This is a genomic window from Blastococcus haudaquaticus (assembly GCF_900230285.1).
GTDB classification, from domain to species: Bacteria; Actinomycetota; Actinomycetes; order Mycobacteriales; family Geodermatophilaceae; genus Blastococcus_B; species Blastococcus_B haudaquaticus.
Window position 1 is genome coordinate 245,274 of the sequence record NZ_OCNK01000005.1, and the last position, 17,501, is coordinate 262,774.

At 73.9% G+C, this 17,501-nt stretch carries 18 protein-coding genes, 1 other RNA gene and 1 pseudogene; 7 read left to right on the plus strand and 13 right to left on the minus strand.

The window, feature by feature from the left end:
* Nucleotides 1–2 precede the first annotated feature (2 nt).
* The 4 genes from CRP30_RS19090 to CRP30_RS19105 form a co-directional block, all read right to left on the minus strand.
* Nucleotides 3–1,019, minus strand: coding sequence for a pilus assembly protein TadG-related protein (locus tag CRP30_RS19090; protein ID WP_097185586.1), 1,017 nt, complete (start codon nucleotides 1,017–1,019; stop codon nucleotides 3–5).
* The gene (locus tag CRP30_RS19095; RefSeq protein WP_235003548.1) at nucleotides 1,007–1,432 is read right to left on the minus strand and encodes a TadE/TadG family type IV pilus assembly protein; all 426 of its coding nucleotides are present in this window, start codon (nucleotides 1,430–1,432) and stop codon (nucleotides 1,007–1,009) included. The genes CRP30_RS19090 and CRP30_RS19095 overlap by 13 nt, the downstream gene beginning before the upstream one ends.
* 120 nt (nucleotides 1,433–1,552) lie before the next feature.
* A complete protein-coding gene (locus CRP30_RS19100) occupies nucleotides 1,553–1,759 on the minus strand; it encodes a Flp family type IVb pilin (protein WP_097185587.1) in 207 nt (68 codons plus the stop codon).
* Nucleotides 1,760–2,009: 250 nt separating this feature from the next.
* Nucleotides 2,010–2,675 carry a prepilin peptidase gene (locus CRP30_RS19105; RefSeq protein ID WP_235003549.1) on the minus strand — a complete coding sequence of 222 codons (666 nt, stop codon included), beginning with the start codon at nucleotides 2,673–2,675 and terminating at the stop codon, nucleotides 2,010–2,012.
* 83 nt (nucleotides 2,676–2,758) lie between these two features.
* Here CRP30_RS19105 and CRP30_RS19110 point away from each other — a divergent pair, with 83 nt between their 5' ends.
* On the plus strand, nucleotides 2,759–3,811 hold the full coding sequence (locus CRP30_RS19110; RefSeq protein WP_200814858.1) for a Gfo/Idh/MocA family protein: 1,053 nt from the start codon (nucleotides 2,759–2,761) through the stop codon (nucleotides 3,809–3,811).
* 3 nt (nucleotides 3,812–3,814) lie between these two features.
* On the opposite strand, the gene CRP30_RS19115 is transcribed toward CRP30_RS19110, so the two are convergent.
* Both CRP30_RS19115 and CRP30_RS22585 read right to left on the minus strand, forming a co-directional pair.
* Entirely contained in the window at nucleotides 3,815–4,372 is a 558-nt protein-coding gene (locus CRP30_RS19115) for a bifunctional adenosylcobinamide kinase/adenosylcobinamide-phosphate guanylyltransferase (RefSeq protein ID WP_235003550.1), read from the minus strand.
* 68 nt (nucleotides 4,373–4,440) lie between these two features.
* A complete protein-coding gene (locus tag CRP30_RS22585) occupies nucleotides 4,441–4,860 on the minus strand; it encodes a hypothetical protein (RefSeq protein ID WP_159961803.1) in 420 nt (139 codons plus the stop codon).
* 111 nt (nucleotides 4,861–4,971) lie between these two features.
* Here CRP30_RS22585 and CRP30_RS19120 point away from each other — a divergent pair, with 111 nt between their 5' ends.
* On the plus strand, nucleotides 4,972–5,841 hold the full coding sequence (locus CRP30_RS19120) for a DUF4349 domain-containing protein (RefSeq protein ID WP_159961806.1): 870 nt from the start codon (nucleotides 4,972–4,974) through the stop codon (nucleotides 5,839–5,841).
* Nucleotides 5,842–5,849: 8 nt separating this feature from the next.
* Here CRP30_RS19120 and rnpB read toward each other — a convergent pair.
* From rnpB to CRP30_RS19140, 4 genes are all read right to left on the minus strand, one after another.
* Nucleotides 5,850–6,276, minus strand: an RNA gene (gene rnpB, locus CRP30_RS19125) — RNase P RNA component class A.
* Nucleotides 6,277–6,327: 51 nt separating this feature from the next.
* Complete coding sequence (locus CRP30_RS19130) at nucleotides 6,328–6,531, minus strand: hypothetical protein (RefSeq protein ID WP_097185590.1); 204 nt, start codon at nucleotides 6,529–6,531, stop codon at nucleotides 6,328–6,330.
* A gap of 59 nt (nucleotides 6,532–6,590) precedes the next feature.
* Nucleotides 6,591–7,310 carry a PIG-L deacetylase family protein gene (locus tag CRP30_RS19135; protein ID WP_097185591.1) on the minus strand — a complete coding sequence of 240 codons (720 nt, stop codon included), beginning with the start codon at nucleotides 7,308–7,310 and terminating at the stop codon, nucleotides 6,591–6,593.
* A 95-nt stretch (nucleotides 7,311–7,405) separates the two neighbouring features.
* A complete protein-coding gene (locus tag CRP30_RS19140) occupies nucleotides 7,406–7,765 on the minus strand; it encodes a DoxX family protein (RefSeq protein WP_097185689.1) in 360 nt (119 codons plus the stop codon).
* Between the two features lie 25 nt (nucleotides 7,766–7,790).
* On the opposite strand from CRP30_RS19140, the gene CRP30_RS19145 reads away from it, so the two are divergent.
* Complete coding sequence (locus tag CRP30_RS19145; protein ID WP_097185690.1) at nucleotides 7,791–8,543, plus strand: sulfite exporter TauE/SafE family protein; 753 nt, start codon at nucleotides 7,791–7,793, stop codon at nucleotides 8,541–8,543.
* A 69-nt stretch (nucleotides 8,544–8,612) separates the two neighbouring features.
* On the plus strand, nucleotides 8,613–10,904 hold the full coding sequence (locus tag CRP30_RS19150; RefSeq protein WP_097185592.1) for a putative bifunctional diguanylate cyclase/phosphodiesterase: 2,292 nt from the start codon (nucleotides 8,613–8,615) through the stop codon (nucleotides 10,902–10,904).
* A gap of 4 nt (nucleotides 10,905–10,908) precedes the next feature.
* Here the strand turns inward: CRP30_RS19150 and CRP30_RS19155 are convergent, their stop codons facing one another.
* The 3 genes from CRP30_RS19155 to CRP30_RS19165 all read right to left on the minus strand — a co-directional run bounded on the left by CRP30_RS19155 (nucleotide 10,909) and on the right by CRP30_RS19165 (nucleotide 13,683).
* A complete protein-coding gene (locus tag CRP30_RS19155; RefSeq protein ID WP_097185593.1) occupies nucleotides 10,909–12,003 on the minus strand; it encodes a bifunctional RNase H/acid phosphatase in 1,095 nt (364 codons plus the stop codon).
* A complete protein-coding gene (locus CRP30_RS19160) occupies nucleotides 12,000–12,740 on the minus strand; it encodes a zinc ribbon domain-containing protein (protein WP_097185594.1) in 741 nt (246 codons plus the stop codon). Before CRP30_RS19160 ends, CRP30_RS19155 begins: the two co-directional genes overlap by 4 nt.
* 94 nt (nucleotides 12,741–12,834) lie before the next feature.
* The gene (locus tag CRP30_RS19165; protein ID WP_097185595.1) at nucleotides 12,835–13,683 is read right to left on the minus strand and encodes a Nif3-like dinuclear metal center hexameric protein; all 849 of its coding nucleotides are present in this window, start codon (nucleotides 13,681–13,683) and stop codon (nucleotides 12,835–12,837) included.
* Nucleotides 13,684–13,747: 64 nt separating this feature from the next.
* Here CRP30_RS19165 and CRP30_RS19170 point away from each other — a divergent pair, with 64 nt between their 5' ends.
* From CRP30_RS19170 to CRP30_RS23155, 3 genes and pseudogenes are all read left to right on the plus strand, one after another.
* Complete coding sequence (locus tag CRP30_RS19170) at nucleotides 13,748–15,712, plus strand: FUSC family protein (RefSeq protein ID WP_097185596.1); 1,965 nt, start codon at nucleotides 13,748–13,750, stop codon at nucleotides 15,710–15,712.
* 114 nt (nucleotides 15,713–15,826) lie between these two features.
* A complete protein-coding gene (locus tag CRP30_RS19175) occupies nucleotides 15,827–16,738 on the plus strand; it encodes an alpha/beta fold hydrolase (RefSeq protein WP_235003551.1) in 912 nt (303 codons plus the stop codon).
* A 208-nt stretch (nucleotides 16,739–16,946) separates the two neighbouring features.
* Nucleotides 16,947–17,486, plus strand: a pseudogene (locus tag CRP30_RS23155) (wax ester/triacylglycerol synthase domain-containing protein); the annotation flags it as partial.
* Between the last annotated feature and the right edge of the window lie 15 nt (nucleotides 17,487–17,501).

The window sequence follows — 17,501 nt, forward strand, 5'->3', positions numbered from 1 at the left end:
AGTCACTGCGGATTCCGTTCCGTGAGGTAGACGGATCGAGCACCCAGGTCGGGAGCCGAAGACGTGTTGACGGGCGCGGTGGACATCTCGACGGAGGTGCCGAGCGTGCCGATGGCCTTGAAGCCGTGGTTCTCGGGGAGGCGGTCGAGCCACCACAGGATGATGAAGAGGATCAGGTCCCAGAAGTTCGAGATCCTGAACGAGCGTTCGTTGACCTTGACCTCACCGACGTCGAAGGCGACGAAGCCGTACACCTTCGGCGCCGCGGTGGCGGAGGCCTGCTCGAACACCGGGAGGTGCACCTGCTCCCCGATCACCCCGGCGAGCGGGAAGGAGAACCCCACGGGTCGGCAGGCGGGCGGGAAGTCCGTCCGCAGCGCCGGCACGTAGCGGGACAGCGTGGCACCGACGGACGTGGTGGTCTCGCACTTCCCGGCGGTGGTCAGCCAGATGGACGCAGGCACCGCTGAGGCGCCGGTGCCGCACATCGCCGAGTCGCCCGGGTAGAGCGTGATCGACGCGCCGCGGACCATCTTGTCGTAGGCGCACTTCGAGATCGCCATGGGAATGGTCGAGGTGGCGTGGCTGATGCCGCTCCAGGCGGCGGTCGAGGTGGCCGTGGCGGTGCTGGACTCCACCCCGATCAGCGGAGCGAAGAAGTGCTCCTGCGTCGCCGACGTGGTGACGGTGATCGAGCGGCGGGCCAGGTCCACGTCGACGTCGGGCGTGGCGAGCGTGGCGGACAGCGAACCGGAGTTGGCCTCGGCCAGCGTCGTCGCCGTGGTCTCGGTGATGCCGCAGGCGTTCCAGGCGCAGTCGGTGGCGATGGCCATCGCCGCCGCGTCGGCCCCGTTCTGGAGCGCCTGGCGCTCCGCGTGCACGGCCGCGACGTCGACGGCGATCGCACCGAAGCCCAGGAGGGGCACCAGCAGGAGGGCCACCATGACGGCGACCGCGCCGCGCTCGTCCCCCAGCCGGCGACGACTGCGGGCCAGCCGGCCCGTGATCAGCCCCCGCATCGCATGACCGCCTCGCCGGAGAGGTCGACGCCGGCACCGTTGAGGAAGCCGGCGACGAAGGGCTGGTGATAGGCGACGGTCACGGTGACCGTGGCCGTGGAGGCGGCCCCGGTGCAGGTGGTCGGCGTGACCTGGATCTGCCCGAGTTCGAGACCGGTGGCGGCATTGCGGACGGCAGCGGTCGCTTCCGTCACGTCGTTGGTCAGCGCCATCACGCGGGCGCCCTCCCGGGCTGCGGCGGACAGCGTCGACTGCGAGTTGTAGACCTTGCTGAACTCGATGATGCCGAGGACCAGCAGGATCAGGACGGGCGCGACGAGGGCGAACTCGACGGCCGCGGCACCTCGCTCGCCCAGGAGACGTGCGGCGACACGGCGGCGGTACTGCAGGTGTGCACGGGACCGAACGGACACGTCGCGGCTCCTTCCTGGGCGGGGACTGGTGGGGTGATCACGCGGGGTGAGTGACGGCGGCGTGGCTCCGAGGAACCACGCCGCCGGCCACGACCCGGCGAACTGCTCGTTGCCGAGTGATCACGTACCGGCGGGAGCGTCCGGCACGACGTCGGTGAAGAGCGCGGTGATCTCCTGACCGAACAGCGTCACGCCGGCGACGACGACGGCGGCGATGATGCCGACGAGGATCGCGTACTCGACGGCGCTGGCGCCCTTCTCCTCCGACTTGATGCGGTCGGAGACGGTGAAGGCCAGCGTCTGCAGAGCGGTGAACAGGTTGAGCACGGTGATCTCCTAGGAGGTCCGCCGTCGACTGATCGGGCCGTGGTGACCGGGGTCGCGGCTCCATCACGATCGGGGCCTACCAGCGGTAATGGGAGACCTACGGGCTGTCGCGTAACCCGGAAGAGGGACCCCCGACCGGGGTCACCGATGGTGAGGAACGGCGCCGGACGACCCGATCCGGTGACACTCCGTCGCTCGACCCGGTGACGGACAGTGATGGCTGAGCGTGCGCGAGCGGTTACCGGGGCGCTCAGTCCCCCGACAGGAGAACCGCGGCGAGAGCACCCACGAGCAGCGCCGGCCCGAAGGGCAGATCGGTCCGGCGACCGGCCCTCCGGAGCGCGAGCAGGACGAGCCCGACCACCGCCTGCAGCAGGAAGCCGAGGAGGAAGCCGAGGACGACGACCGGCCAGCCGAGCCACCCCAGGACCAGCCCCATCAGGGCGGCCAGCTTGACGTCGCCCATGCCCAGCCCGGACGGCGCGATCAGCGCGAGCACCAGGAGCACGCCGAAGCACAGCGCGCTCGCCAGGACCGCCCGGAGCAGGGCCGGCCACGCGTCGTCCGCGGCGGCGGCACCCACGAGCAGGAGTGCCGCGACGGCACCGCCGGGCAGCAGGACCCGGTTCGGCAGCAGCTGCTCGCGGAGGTCGATCACGCTCAGCAGGAGCCCGACGGCCGCGAACCACGCCCAGGCGGGTACGTCCGCCGACCAGCCGAACCGGAGGCCCAGCAGCGCGAGCAGGCCGGCGGCCACCACCTCGAGGACCGGCGTCCGCACCGCGACGGGACCCGCCCCCAGGAGCTCCGCCGCCGGGGGCCGCTCCGGCCACGGGAACCGCCCGGCCAGGCGGTTGACCAGCGTGCCGACGACGACGCCCACGAATCCGAGCACGACGGCGGGCAGGACGGACACGGCGGTCACCCTGGCACAGCGACGACCGGGAGCCGGGGACGTCCCCGCAGCACGTCAGCCGGCCCGCGGACCATGATGGGAGCGTGACCGACCTCGACGCAGCCCAGACCGCTCCGGTGCGCTTCGGCCTCGTCGGCTACGGGTTCGGAGGGCGGTACTTCCACGCTCCCCTGCTCGGTTCCGCACCCGGGTGCGAGCTGCTCGGCGTGGTCACCACCTCGCCCGACCGCCGGGCACTGGTCGAGCAGGACTCGCCGGGTCGCGCGACGTTCGCCTCGCTCGAGGAGCTGCGGGCGGCGGGTGCCGAGGCGGTGGCGATCTCCACACCGGCCGGCACCCACAGCGAGCTCACCGACCGGGCGCTCGAGCTCGGTCTCGCCGTCGTGTGCGACAAGCCGTTCGCCCTCGACGCCGGAGCGGCCCGCCGGTCCGTGGAGCTCGCCGATCAGCACGGGCTGGCCCTCGCCCCGTACCAGAACCGGCGCTGGGACTCCGACTTCCTGACCGTCCGCCGGCTGGTCGACGACGGCACCCTCGGCGACGTCGTCCGCTTCGAGTCGCGGTTCGAGCGTCTCGATCCCGACGCCGGACCCGGCGCCTCCGGAGGCGGCACGCTGCTCGACTTCGGCAGCCATCTCGTCGACCAGGCACTGGCGCTGCTCGGGCCGGTGGCGTCGGTCTACGCCGAATGGCGGTTGCGCGAGAACGGCCTGGACGACGACGTGTTCGTGGCGCTCACCCACGCGAACGGCGCCCGGTCGCACCTGTGGGGCAGCTGGAGCCAGGCCGCTCCGGGGCCCCGGTTCCGGGTCACCGGCACGAAGGCGGGCTATGTGAACCGCACGCCCATGGACGGGCAGGAGGAGCTGCTGCTGGCCGGCGCCACCCCGGCGACGCTGGGTCCGGACTGGGGTGACGAGGCGCCCGAGCGCTGGGGCAAGGTCTACCGGGGCACCGAGGGCCAGACCGTGCCGACCGAGAACGGCGCGTGGGACAGCTTCTACCCCGCGTTCGCCCGCGCCGTCCGCGGCGCCGGCCCTCTCCCGGTCGACCCCCGCGACGCCATCGCGTCGATGGCGGTGCTGGACGCCGCGCGGCGCAGCGCCACCGAGGGGACCGTCATCGCCCTGGCCTGACCGCTATCGCAGGCGTTGCGGCAGACCGGCGGTGACGAGCCAGACGCGGTCGGACGCGGCAGCGATGCGCGCGTTCAGGACACCGAGCTCGTCCCGGAAGCGGCGGCCGGACGGCGTGGCCGGCACGATGCCCGAGCCGACCTCGTTGCTGACGCCGACGACCCCCCGGCGAGTGCCCACCCAGGCCGCCACGAGTGCGTCGACGGCCTCGCGCAGCTTCGCGTCGGAGCCGGGCTGCCCGTCCCACACCTCGCACTCGTCCATGACGCGGGCCAGCCAGGTGGTCAGGCAGTCGACCAGGACGGGCGGACCCGGGGTGCCGAGGACGGCGACCAGGTCGAGCGTCTCGGTCGTCGTCCAACTGACCGGGCGGCGCGCGCGGTGCAGCGCCACCCGGTCGGCCCACTCGACGTCGTCCTCGGTGGGGCGCAGACCGCAGGCGACGTACTCGACCCGCGGCTCACGCATGAGGAGTCCCTCGGCGTAGGAGGACTTCCCGGAACGTGCGCCACCGAGGACCAGCACCCGCGGGGACCGACGACGGAACGGCAGGCGCGGCACGCCGAACACGCTAGCCGGGGCGGGTCTCCGAACGGAGAGCCACCGGTCGACGCCGGAGCGCGCCGGGTTCAGCGGCGGCTCCGGGTCCGGACGCCGAGGATCCCCGGCCGGCGGATGACCAGCACGGCGTGCAGGCGGCGGACCGCCGCCCCGGCTCGCTCCCCCGGGCCCCGCGGAGCTGTGGCACGCAGGCGGGCCTCGACATGCGCGAGCCGTTCCTCCAGCTCGTGCATGTCCGCCGAGCCACTGTTCCCGGGGCTCGCGCTGCGCGGCTGGGCCGCGATCTCGGCGAGCCCTTCGGACAGACCGCTCATCAGCTTCGCGACGTCGCCGGGCAGCAGCCGGGCCGTGCCGACGCACGTCCCGTCGCACCAGAGGCTGAGGTTCAGCATCCCCTCCTCGGTGTGCGCAGACACCCGGACCCCGCGGCCCTCGCCACGCAGGTCCCACGCCCACCGACCGTGCCGTGGAAGCGGGATCACCGTCATGGGCAGAGGCTGGACATCGGTGGTCCGCTAGTCAAGACGAGCCGCCCCGAGCCGTCACGATTGGGCATCGACGCTGGTCGGCGGCGGGATGACCGGCCTACCGTCCCGACCGTGAGGCTCTCCGTGGGTACGGCAGCCGCAGCCCTGGCCGTGACGGTGCTGGTCGGCTGCACGGGCCCGTCCAGCGACTCGAGCGGCGCGGACAGCGGCGGCAGCATGGTCGTCCCCGATCGGGCGGCTCCCGGGGACCCCGAGGCAGCGCCCGACGACAGCGACGCCGACCGGCAGGTGGTCACGACGGCGACCGCCTCCCTCGTCGTCGACGACCCGGCGGACGGCGCCCAGCAGGTGAGCGAGCTGGTGGAGTCCGTCGGCGGCCGGGTCGACGAACGCAGCGAGCACGCCGGGTCCGGGGAGAACGGGAGCGCATCCGCCGACCTCGTGGTACGGGTGCCGTCGGACGAGCTGACCGTCGTCCTGGCCGACCTCGAGGGACTCGGCGACGTCGAGAGCGTGTCGGTGTCCCGCTCCGACGTGACGACCACCGCGGTCGACCTGGACGCACGGATCTCGGCACTGCAGTCGTCGGTGGCCCGGCTGCAGGCGCTGATCGACGGGGCGACCACCACCGAGGACCTGCTCACCGCCGAGGGGGTCCTGTCCGAGCGGCAGCAGGAACTGGAGTCGCTGCAGTCGCAGCGGGCGCTCCTGGCCGACCAGGTCGAGCTGTCGACCCTCACCGTGCACCTGCGACCGTTCGGCGTGGCGCCGGCCGGAGGGCCGGACGGCTTCACCGACGGGCTCGGCACCGGCTGGCGGGCTCTCGTCTCGGCCGTGGGCACGGTGGTCGTCGTCCTCGGCGTCCTGCTCCCGTGGCTGGCGCTCGGTGCGGTCATCACGGCGGCGGTGGTGCTGGCGCTCCGTCTCGTCCGGCGGCGGGCGGCGGTGGCGGCCCCGGCGCCCACGCCCCCGCGGGGATAGGCGGGCGACGGACGAGTCGGCCTGTACGCCGGGTTCTGTCCACGGGTGCCTCACGGCCTCCCGATGGGCGGTCATCCATCTAGGCCTGCCGTTGCCGGCAGGCTCCAGCGGTCTACCCGCAGGCTCGGGCGGGCCGCCCTCGAACGCCTGCGCAGGACGGCTGAACTGGAGAACCAGAACCGCCGTCCGTTCTTGACCTTGCTCCGGGTGGGGTTTACCGAGCCACACCGGTCACCCGGTGTGCGGTGGTCTCTTACACCGCCGTTTCACCCTTACCAGTGCCCAGTCCGAAGACGTGACACTGGCGGTCTGTTCTCTGTGGCACTGTCCCGCGGGTCACCCCGGGTCGCTGTTAACGACCACCCTGCCCTGTGGAGCCCGGACGTTCCTCGGCGACGGGGTCTCCCCCGCCGACGCGACCGCCCAGCCGACTCGTCCGTCGTGCAGGTCAGTGTAGGGCGCCGCCACGGATCGGCCGACCACCGATCACTCGCTGGGCTGCGGGATCTCCGGGCAGTCGATCTGCGGGTTGACGCCCACGTAGTTCAGCGGGCCGGCCAGGATGGTGACGACGATCGTGCTGACGCCTGCGCAGTCGGTGCTCCCGCTGCTGAAGTAGCCGCGTTGCACCGTGGCGACGACGCCGATGACCAGCCAGATCAGCACGAGCAGGCTCAGGATCCTCCGCATCGGCCCCGTCTACCCGCGGCTCCGCCCCGCCATGCTCGGGTCGGCGGCGCCCTCCCGGCTCAGCCCCAGAAGAGCCGGAAGCCGACCCGGCGGCGCCCGTCCTCGGTCAGTGTCGACATGTCGACGACCTGACGAGCCTGCATGTCGACAGGGTCGTCGGAAAGCAGCTCCAGGTACCGCCGGTGCTCGGTGAGCGAGGCGACCGCGAGTTCCACCGTGTCGCTGACGTCAACCTCGTGCGGCGGGTCGGTCATCTCGCTGACCGCGATGTACTGGACGCCCGACCACCGCTCCTCGGTCAGGTCGGGGAAGATCCACTCGTTGCCCGCGTCCGCGACCGCATCCAGCACGCACCGGCCGAGGGCCTGGTGGTCGGCGGAGTTGAGGTACGCCGGCGACACCCCGGGCGGGGTCCACGTGGGCCCGAAGTAGCCGGTGACCACCAGTTCCGGCTTGTGCCGCCGGATCGCCGCGGCCAGGTCGCGCCGGAGGTCGGGCCCGGCCACCAGCACGCCGTCCCGGTGGTCGAGGAACTCCACCTCGGGGACGCCGACGACGGCGGCCGACCGCCGCTCCTCCTCCTCGCGCAGCGGTCCCGCCTGCGCGGGCGGGACGCCGGCCATCCCCGCCTCGCCGCGGGTGGCGAGGAGGTAGTGCACCTCTTTGCCTGCCGCCGTCCACACGGCGACCGCGGCGGCGATCCCGTACTCGATGTCGTCGGGATGGGCGGCGACGACGAGGGCGCGCTGCCAGTCGTCGGGAAAGGGGCTGGTCGGCATGGGAGCAGTCTGCCGCGCCGGTCGACCTCGCGGTGCGGCCGCCGACCTCGCCGTCGACCGCGGGGCCGGCGGACGTACGGCGCGGTCGAGCGGGGTCAGCGGCCGCGGGCGACCCGCAGCGCCGCGGTCACCAGCGGCACCTGCAGGGGCAGGCGGACGGCGGCCACGGCGAGCGGCAGCGGCCGCTTCGGGATGACGCGGAACGTGTGCAGGTGGGCCGGCACGAAGGCGAGCAGCAGGCCGGCTGCCGCCCAGCCGCCCGCCCGACGCGTGGCCGGCGCCGACAGCAGGGCGGCGGTGCCGATCTCGGCCACCCCCGTCGCGGCCACCCAGGCGCGGGCGCTGCCGAGCTCCGGCGGCACCAGCCACTCGTAGGTCCTCGGGCGCACCATGTGGATGACTCCCGACCCGCCGAGCAGTGCCGCCAACCCCATCGCCGCGCCCGGTCCCCGCATGCGGGTCACCGTAGGCTCGCCCGTCGTGCCCGCCGTCGACCTGGTCATCGCCGCGGTCGTGGCCTGCCTGGCCGGGGTCATCAACTCGATCGCCGGCGGCGGCTCGCTCATCCTGTTTCCCACCCTCGTGGCGCTCGGCCTGCCGACGGTCGCCGCGAACGTCACGAACTCCGTCACGCAGTGGCCGGGCTACCTCGGCGGCGTCGCCGGGTTCCGCCGCGAGTACGTGGGCCAGCGGAGCCGGCTGATCAGGTTCGGGCTCGTCGCGGTGCTCGGGGGGACGACCGGCAGCATCCTGCTGCTCACCACACCCTCGGACGCCTTCGACCTGGTCGTCCCGGTGCTGGTGCTGCTCGCCAGCCTGCTGCTGGCCGTCCAGCCGGTGCTCACCCGCCGGCTGGAGGACGGCGACGCCGGCCCGCGGCGCGACCCCGCCTGGGTCTACGTCGCCCTCTTCGCCGCGACGGTCTACGGCGGCTACTTCGGCGGCGCGCTCGGCGTGATCCTCGTCGGCGTCCTGGGCATCGCGCTGCACCGGCTGAAGCTGGCCAACGCCTTCAAGTCGGCCCTGTCGGCGGTGACCGCCACCGTGACCATCGTCGTCTTCGGGTTCTTCGGCGACGTTCACTGGGACGTCGTCGCCGTGGCTGCTCCGGGGAACCTGATCGGCGGCTTCCTGGGCGCCCGCGTGGCCACCCGGATCCCGGTGCGTCCCCTGCGGATCCTCATCGTGACGTTCGGGGTCGCCGTTTCGGTCTACCTGTTCCTGCGCGCCTGACCTGCCCCCTTGGGGGGAGACACCCCTCCCCGGGTTCACCGGGCACCCGCCCCCTCCGATGACACCTGCATGGCCGGTCGTCCTCGCTCCCGGTTGCTGCCGGGTGCGCCGCGGTGGCTGCTGGTACTCACGCTGCTCGGCGCCGTCGGCTTCGCGCTCTTCGGCGTCGCGCGTCTCGTGCGCCCCGGCCTCTTCACCGGCCTCGCCCGGTCCCTCGACGTCCCGGTCCTCGTCGTGCTGCACACCGCCCTGCTGGTGCTGCTCGCCTGGCGGGCCCGCCGCGTCGTCACCGAGCGTGCCGTGTGGAACCGGCTGGCCCTCGGCGCGGCGGTCTTCGTCGTCGCCCTGCTCGTCGTCCTCGTGCTCGCGGTGCTGCCCGCCACCCGTGAGATCGCCGGCCTGCCGATCATCTGGGCCGGGGTCGCGGTCTTTCCCTTCTGGTACGGCGCGCTGGTGCGCTGGAACCGCTACAGCACCAGCCTCGCCGACCCCAACGACGTCCTCAACGGCGCCGCGGCGGTCCTGGCCGTCGTCGCCGTGCTCAACGTGGTGCTCGAGGCGGTCGGCAGCCCGCTCACCCGGCTCCCCTGGTGGGAGCTGCAGGCGCAGCTGGCCCAGTTCGCCGTGTGCTTCGTGCTGCTCGGCACCGCTCTGACACTGCCGTCCATCGGGGCGATGGGCCGCGACCTGCGCACGTGGCTCGTCGTCCTCGCCTTCAGCGCCGGCCTGGCCGGCACCACGGCGACCTTCGTCGCCGGCGGGGAGCGGGTGGGCTGGGGCGCGATCACCCAGCCCTGCGTCATCGCCTGCCTGGCGCTGGCCGCCTGCCTCCGCTCCCGTCGGTCGGCACCTCAGCCGACCGATCCCGGTGCCGCGACCATCGGGGCCTTCGTCGTCATCGTCGCGTCCACGCTGACCCTGGCGCTGAGCACGGTCACCGGCGCGGTGGGCGCCGCCACCTGGTGCGCCGCCCTGGCCACGGCGGGCGCGGGTGTGCGCCTCGTGGTGAACATCCGGGAGCTGGCCCAGCTGGCGGTCACCCGGCGCGAGGCCCTGACCGACGAGCTGACCGGCCTGGCCAACCGCCGGGCCGTCCTGCGCCGGGTCGAGGAACTGTGCGCCGAGGGGACGCCGCTCGCCCTGGCGCTGCTCGACCTGGACAAGTTCAAGGAGGTCAACGACGCCCTCGGCCACGCCGCCGGCGACGACCTGCTGCGCATGGTGGCCACGCGGCTGGAAGCCGTGCTGCGCCCCGGCGACCTGCTCGGTCGGCTCGGGGGCGACGAGTTCGCCGTCGTCGCACTGATGGATGCCGACGTCCCGCTGGACGAGGCCGCTCGTGCCGTAGGCCGCCGCCTGCACGACCGGCTCGCCGAGCCGTTCGTCATCGGCGGGATGGCCATCCACTCGGCGGTCAGCGTCGGGGTCACCACCTCGACCGGCGACCCCGACGACGGTCAGGCGCCGACGCAGCTGCTGCGCGAGGCCGACGTCGCGATGTACGACGCCAAGCGGTCCGGTGCCGGGATCTCCCTGTACGACAGCACCCGCCACGCCGACAGCAGCGGCCACCTGGCCCTCGTCGAGGAGCTGCGCACGGCGATGTCCACCGGACAGCTCGTCCTGCACCACCAGCCCCAGCTGGACATCGTCACCGGCGCCACGGTGGGCGTGGAGGCCCTCGTCCGCTGGCAGCACCCGGTGCGCGGGCTGCTGTACCCGGGCGACTTCCTGCCGCTCGCCGAGGTGCACGGGCTCATGGGCACCCTCACCGAGGTGGTCCTCGCCCAGGCCGTGACCCAGGCCGCGGCCCGGCGGGCCGAGGGCCTCGAGCTGCCCGTATCGGTCAACCTGTCGGCGAGCAACCTCCTGGACGTCGCTCTGCCGGCCCGGGTGGCCGACCTGCTCGTCCGGCACGACCTACCGCCGGCGCTGCTCGTCCTGGAGGTCACCGAGAGCGTCCTGCTCACCGACCCCGAGCGCAGCCTCGCCGTCGTCGGCGCGCTCGCCGACCTCGGCGCCACCGTGAGCATCGACGACTACGGGACGGGCTACTCGTCGCTGGCCTACCTCCGCGACCTGCCCGTCGCCGAGCTCAAGCTCGACCGGTCGTTCACCGCCGACCTGCTCACCGACGCCCGCACCGAGGCCATCGTGGCCAGCACGATCGAGCTCGCCCACCGGCTGGGTCTGCGCGTGGTGGCCGAGGGCGTCGAGGACGAGGGGACGCTCACCCACCTGCGGTCCCTCGACTGCGACGTCAGCCAGGGCTACCTGCACGCCCGGCCGCTGCCGGCCGAGGAGCTCGGTTGCTGGCTCGCCGCGCACGCCCCGGCCGCCGTGGTGGCCTCGCCGGTCTAGCGGCTCAGCGCAGGTGCGAGGTGTCGTTCACCAGCCGGACCGACGTCCGGCCGTCGGAGGACCAGGCGACCGAGCACAAGGACGCGGCCTCAAGGAAGACCCGGTGCACCACCTCGTCGCCTGAGCCCAGGCCGGCCGCGAGCAGCAGCTTGATCGGGGTCACGTGGCTGACCACCAGCACGGTGCGGCCGACGTGCGCGTCGAGGATGCGGCGACGGGCCCGGGCCACCCGCGCGCTCACGTCGGCGACGGACTCGCCGTTCGGCGCGGCCACGGTGACGTCGTCCAGGAAGCGCCGCGCGGCGAGCGGGTGCCGGGCACGCGCCTCGTCGAAGGTCATCCCCTCGATGTCGCCGAAGTCCAGCTCCACCAGGTCGTCGTCGAAGGCGACCGGCAGGCCGAGGGCGGCGGCGACGATCTCCGCGGTCTCCCGCGTGCGGCGAAGCGGCGAAGCGACGACGGCGTCGATGCCCAGCGCCTTGGCCCGCTCCCCCGCCGCCTCGGCCTCGGCCCGCCCGGTGCGCGACAGCGGCAGGTCGTTGCGCCCGCTGAACCGCCGCTCGGGGGTGTGCTCGGTCTGCCCGTGCCGCAGCAGGTGCGTGACGGTGGTGACCACCGGCGCGGGTTCCCCGGTCGGCTGCACGTCGTCCTCCAGTACGACGGCCTCCGCAGCGGGGTCGCGGTGCACCGGCTTCCCGTCCATGGCGCTGTTGGCCAGGGCGTCCGCCGCGCCGTTCTGCGCCCGCGGGACCCAGGTGTAGCGGACGTCGGCGAGCTGCCGCGCGATCTTCTGCGCCTGCAGGGCGAGCTGCTGCATGTCGGGGTGCTTGATCTTCCAGCGCCCCGACATCTGCTCGACGACGAGCTTGGAGTCCATCCGGACCTCGACGCGAGCGGCCGGGTCCAGGTCGAGTGCGGCCTGCAGCCCGGCGACGAGGCCGCCGTACTCGGCGACGTTGTTGGTGGCACGCCCGACCGACGCCGCACGTTCGGCCAGCACGCGGCCGGTCTCGGCGTCGCGCACCAGCGCGCCGTAGCCGGCCGGACCCGGGTTGCCCCGCGACCCGCCGTCCGCCTCCACGACGAACCGCCGGGTCACAGCCCGGACTCGGCGGTGCGCACCAGGATCCGCCCGCAGTTCTCGCACCGGACGACCTCGTGCGGGTCGGCGTTGCGCACCGCGGCGAGCTCGTTGCCGTAGAGCTCGAGCCGGCAGCCCTGACAGGCCCGCGCCTGCAGCATCGCCGCACCCGTGCTGCCGGTCTGCTTGCGGATGCGGTCGTACAGGGCGAGCAGGGGCGCGGAGATCTTCGTGACCACCTCGGCGCGGGCCGCTTCGTGGTTCTTGGTGCCGTCGGCGATGTCGGCCAGTGCGTCGTCGCGCTGCTGCTCGGCCCGCTCGCGGTCCGCGCGCGCCTGCTCCAGCCCCTGGCGGGCCGTCGCGAACGCCGACTCGGCGTCCTCGAGGCGCTGCATGAGCTCGAGCTCCTGGTCCTCCAGATCGGCCTGCCGGCGCTTCAGCGACTCGAGCTCGTGCTGGAGGTTGGTCATCTCCTTCGGCGAGACGCTGCCGGACTCCAGCAGCCGCTGGTCCTTGGCCTCCCGCTGACGGACGGTCTCGACATCGGACTCCATGCGCCTGACCTCGCGGCCCAGGTCCTTCACCTCGGTCTCGGCGCGGACCACGTCGGCCGACAGCGACCGCTCGGCCTCCGCGGCGGCCTCCACGGCGGCGACCTCGGGGAGGGTGCGCTGCCGGTGCGCCAACTGGGTCAGCGCGACGTCTTCAGCGGCAAGGCGCAGCAGGGTCTGCTGCTCGAAGTGGTCAGCCTTCACGCTGGGAAACCTACCCGTGCACCGATCGGCACCCGGCCCCCGTGCAGGGTCCCGCCGCGAGCGTGCGAGTGGTCGGGGCACGGGGGTCCTTCTGCTACCTGTGCTCGGGGTGCTCCCCCGCCGCCGGGTGCTGGCCGACGTGGTGCGTCCACGGATCGGTGCGGAGCCGGGAGACAGCGACCTCCACCCGCCCCGCAAGATCGGCGGAGAGTCGTCCGGCCGCCACGGGGAGCCAGGGCCATTCGGAGGCGTAGTGCGCCACGTCGACCAGCGCCGGGCCGTCCACCTCCGCCGCCTCGGAGGCCGGGTGGTGCTTGAGATCGCTGGTCAGGAGGACGTCCGCGCCCGCCGCGGCCGCCGCGGCGAGCAGTGATCCCCCGCTGCCGCCGCACACCGCGACGCGCCGGACGACGCGTCCGGGCTCCCCCGACGAGCGGACGCCCCCGACGGTCGCCGGCAGGGCGACGGCCACCCGCTCGGCGAACGCCCGCAGGCTCATCGGCTCGGGCAGGTCCCCCACGCGGCCGAGGCCGGCACGCGGATCCGTCCCGGCCTGCTCGAGCGGCACCGCCCCCGTCAGCCCCAGAGCGTCCGCCAGCGCCGCGTTGACCCCGACGTCGGGCGCCCGGTCGGCGTTGGTGTGCGCGACGAACAGCGCGGCCCGCGCCCGGATCAGCCGGTGGACCAGCCCGCCCCTGGGGTCGTCGGCGGGCACGGCGTGGACCGGGGTGAGGAGCAGGGGGTGGTGGGTGACCAGGAGCTGCGCTCCGGTGCCGACCACCTCGTCCACGACGGCGGTGGTCGGGTCGACGGCGAACAGCACCCGGTCCACCGGCTCGTCGGGGTCGCCGCACACCAGTCCGACCGCGTCCCAGCCCTCCGCCAGCGCGGGGTCGTAGCGGGCGTCGAGGGCAGCGAGGACCTCGCGGAGAGGGGCGGGCACGGCACCGGACTCTAGGTGCCGCCCGGTCCCGCGGTCGGGTCGGCGTCGGTGACAAGCTTCAGGCGTGACGGACCGCGGCCCCCGGGAACGCGGCCTCCGGGCGCCCGCGTGGCTCGAGGAGCTGGTGCGGACCACGCCCCCGCCGGTCCCGTGGCGCGACGTCGTCCGGTTCGCCGTCACCGTGCCCGCTCCCCTGGCCGTCGCGGTCGCCGTCGAGGGCGGTGTCCGGCCCGGTGCCGCTCTCGGCGCGGGCGTCTTCGCGACCACCGGCGCACTGGCCGCCGCCCTCGCCCCGCAGTCGGGGCCGCTCCGGGACAGGCTGCGCCGCACGGCCGCCGCGGTCGGCTTCGGTGCCGTGGGGCTGGTCGTCGGCATGTACGCGAGCGGCGGCGGCTGGCTGCCCGTCGTCGTGATCGCCGCGCTGTCGGCCGTGGCGGCGCTGATCAGCTCGGTCAACGCAGCGCTGTCGCTCGGCTCGTTGCAGCTGCTGATCTACACGGCGCTCTCGTCCGGCCTGGTCACGCCGCTGTCCCTGCCGGCGGAGGTGGCCTTCTTCTTCTGCGGCGCGGCATGGGCCACGGTCACGACGCTGGTCCAGGCCCGGACCGAGCCCCTGGACCCCGACCGCACGTCGGTCGCGGCCGTGTTCCGGAGCATCGCCGACCTGCTCGAGGCCAGCGGGACGGAGGGGTCCGACGACAGCCGGCGCGCCCTGACCACCGAGCTCAACGGCGCCTACGACCGCGTCATCCGCAGCCGCAGCCGCTCCTCCGGCCGGATCAAGGAGCTGTCCGAGCTGGCCGGCGTGCTCAACGCCGCCGCTCCGCTCGTCGAGGGAGCGGTGGCGGCCGCCCGTGCCCGGGTCGCGGCCGACCCGGCCGACGTCGCCGCCGTCCGCGCTCTGGCTGCTGCGCTCGAGAGCGGCGGCGGGCTGGCCGACGATCGCCCACCCGCACTGGAGGACGCGCCGCCCGGCCGGCGCGCGGTCCGCCACGGCGTCCGGCTCGTGTGGAACGTCGTCGGCGACCCGGAGGAGCGGGCCGGTGCTGCCGCCGAGCGCGCCGAGGTGGACCTGCGGACCCGGTTGCGCGAGCTGTGGGACCGCACGCTCGCCAGCACCGACAGCCGCGGTTTCGCCGTCCGCCTGGCGCTGTGCATGACCGTCGCGGAGATCGCCCGCCAGTACCTGCCGATCGAGCGCCCCTACTGGGTGCTGCTGACGGTGGCCATCGTGCTCAAGCCTGACTTCGGATCGGTGTTCACCCGCGCCGTGCAGCGCGGCGCCGGGACGCTCCTGGGCGTCCTGATCGGGTCGGCGCTGCTGTCGGTGCTGCCCCGCGACGCCTGGGTCCTGGTCGCGATGGCCGCCTTCGCGGGGCTGCTCCCCTGGGCCCGCAACGCCAACTTCGGGTTGTTCTCGGTCTTCCAGACGCCGGTGATCATCCTGCTGCTCGACCTCGCCCTCCCCAGCGGCCCCGGCCTGGTGGGTGCCCGGCTGACCGACACGCTCATCGGCTGCGCCATCGTGCTGGTGTTCGGCTACCTGCTCTGGCCGCAGACCTGGCGGGCGCCGCTGGACGAGGCGCTCCGCGATGCCGCGCTCGCGCTCGACGCCTTCGTCGAGGCGGCCTTCACCGGCGGTCCCGCCGACCGCCGCCGCGCCCGGCGGCGCAACTACCGGGCCCTCACCGAGCTGCAGACCCAGCTCCAGCGGCGGCTGGCCGAGCCGCCGCCGATCAGCAACCGGGCGGCCGCCTGGTGGCCGGTCATCGTCCAGCTCGAGCGCACGTCGGACGCCGTCACCGAGGCCGTCATCGCCCAGCGCGAGGGCGAGCCGGCGCCCGACCTCGCCCAGGTGGCGGTGCTGCGCAAGGCCATCCGCCGGCTGGAGGAGGACGTACGGGCCCACCGCGTCCCCGACGACGCCGAGATCCACGCCGAGGGCGTGCTGGCCCCGGTGGCCCGCGAGGTCGACGCCGCGCGGCGGCTGGTGCGCGAGAACGCGCCGGGATGGCGCGGCGCACCCTGAGGTCTCTCGGTTGCGGCACGGGGTGCCCACCCCTGGGATGAGCGCGTGCCGAGTGACGTCCCACCGCTGACCCTGCCGAGCTCCTCCGGTCCCCCACCGCCGGGTTCGCGCACCGTGACCACCGACGACGGCGTCCCGCTGCACGTGGAGTTCGACGGCGTCGGGCAGGCGGGCGACGGCGCCGGGCCGGTCACCGTCGTCTTCTCGCACGGGTTCACCGCCCGGCTGGCGGAGTGGGAGCTGCAGCGCACCGCGCTCCGGGAGCGTGCGCGACTGGTGCTGTGGGACCAGCGGGGGCACGGCCGCTCGGGCTGGACCCCGCTGACGAAGGCGACGATCGACCGCACCGGTCGCGACCTCGGTCAGGTGCTCGACGCCGTGGCCCCGACCGGCCCGGTCGTGCTGGCCGGTCACTCGATGGGCGGCATGAGCATCCTGGCGCTGGCCCGGCAGCGGCCCGAGCTGTTCGGCGACCGGGTGGTCGGGGCGTTCCTCCTGGCCACCTCGGCGGGTGGCCTGGTGGACACCGGTCCGCTCGGCTTCGCGGTCAAGGTCATGCGCCGGCTCCGCCTGCTGCCGCTGTACCTGCGGCTCCTCCAGCTGTTCGCGCCGTCGCTGGAGCGCTTCCGCCGCCGCGGGACCGCAGTCGGCCGGCGGGCCATCCGGCGGCTGCTCTTCGGGCGGGACGACGCCGACCCGGCCAGCGTGCGGCTGGTGCAGGACCTGCTGGAGGAGACCCCGCTGCCGGTGACGATGGCGTTCTACGCGACGTTCCTCGAGCACGACGAGACGGCCGCCCTCGAGGTGCTGCGCCGGGTGCCGGTGACCGTCGTCGCGGCCACGCACGACCGGCTCACACCGGTGGGCCACGGCCGGCGGATCGCCGAGACCATCGGCGCCGGGGCCGACCTGGTCGTGGTCCCCGGGGCAGGGCACAGCGTCAACCTCACCCGTACCCAGATCGTCGACGACGCGTTGAACGCCCTGATCGACCGGGTGGAGGCGGGTCTGCGAAAGGCCGGTTGACCTACCGGCACGCGGGGCAGTGCACTGTGGTGACCGCCACAGCGTTCATGTTGCAGTAACTCCAAGACACCCCTAACTTCAGCGGCCACCCGATGACGTGTGACGGCCCTGGTCCGAGCAGCGCGACCAGGGCGGCGAGGAGCAGAACGTGGACCGGATGAGCGCCCTCGATGCGGGCTTCTTCTACGCGGAGAGCGAGAACACCCCGATGCACGTGGGGTCGGTCGCCGTGTTCGAAGGACCCGCCCCCACCTACGGCGACGTGGTGCGGCTGATCCTGGGCAAGCTGCCCAAGGTGCCGCGGTATCGGCAGCGCGTGCGCTCGGTCCCGATGCAGCTCGGCCGCCCGCTGTGGGTGGACGACCCGCACTTCCAGATCCTCTACCACGTGCGGCACACCGCGGTGCCCCGTCCGGGCAGCGACGAGCAGCTGCGCAACCTGGCCGGGCGCGTGCTGGGCCAGCGCCTCGACATGGCCAAGCCCCTCTGGGAGCTGTGGCTGGTCGAGGGCCTCGCCGACGACCGGTGGGCGCTCATCTCCAAGGTGCACCACTGCATGGTCGACGGCGTCGCCGGCACCGACCTGATGCAGCTGATGTTCGACCTGGACCCGAACGCCACGCACGAGGCGGTGAAGGACTGGACGCCGCGCCGCAGCCCGTCGAGCCTGGAGATCGTGGCCGGCTCGGTCACTGAGGGCCTGACCAACCCGCTGCAGCAGCTGGCCAACTCCGGCTCGCTCGGCAGCCCCGTCCGCGCGGCC

What these genes read in the sequence shown, in the direction of transcription:
- CRP30_RS19140 (WP_097185689.1), bottom strand. Translation starts at nt 7,765, where the DNA reads ATGCGGGGACCGGGCGCGGCGATGGGGTTGGCGGCACTGCTCGGCGGG.
- CRP30_RS19150 (WP_097185592.1), top strand. Translation starts at nt 8,613, where the DNA reads ATGGCCGGTCGTCCTCGCTCCCGGTTGCTGCCGGGTGCGCCGCGGTGG.
- CRP30_RS19090 (WP_097185586.1), bottom strand. Translation starts at nt 1,019, where the DNA reads ATGCGGGGGCTGATCACGGGCCGGCTGGCCCGCAGTCGTCGCCGGCTG.
- CRP30_RS22585 (WP_159961803.1), bottom strand. Translation starts at nt 4,860, where the DNA reads ATGACGGTGATCCCGCTTCCACGGCACGGTCGGTGGGCGTGGGACCTG.
- CRP30_RS19130 (WP_097185590.1), bottom strand. Translation starts at nt 6,531, where the DNA reads ATGCGGAGGATCCTGAGCCTGCTCGTGCTGATCTGGCTGGTCATCGGC.
- CRP30_RS19135 (WP_097185591.1), bottom strand. Translation starts at nt 7,310, where the DNA reads ATGCCGACCAGCCCCTTTCCCGACGACTGGCAGCGCGCCCTCGTCGTC.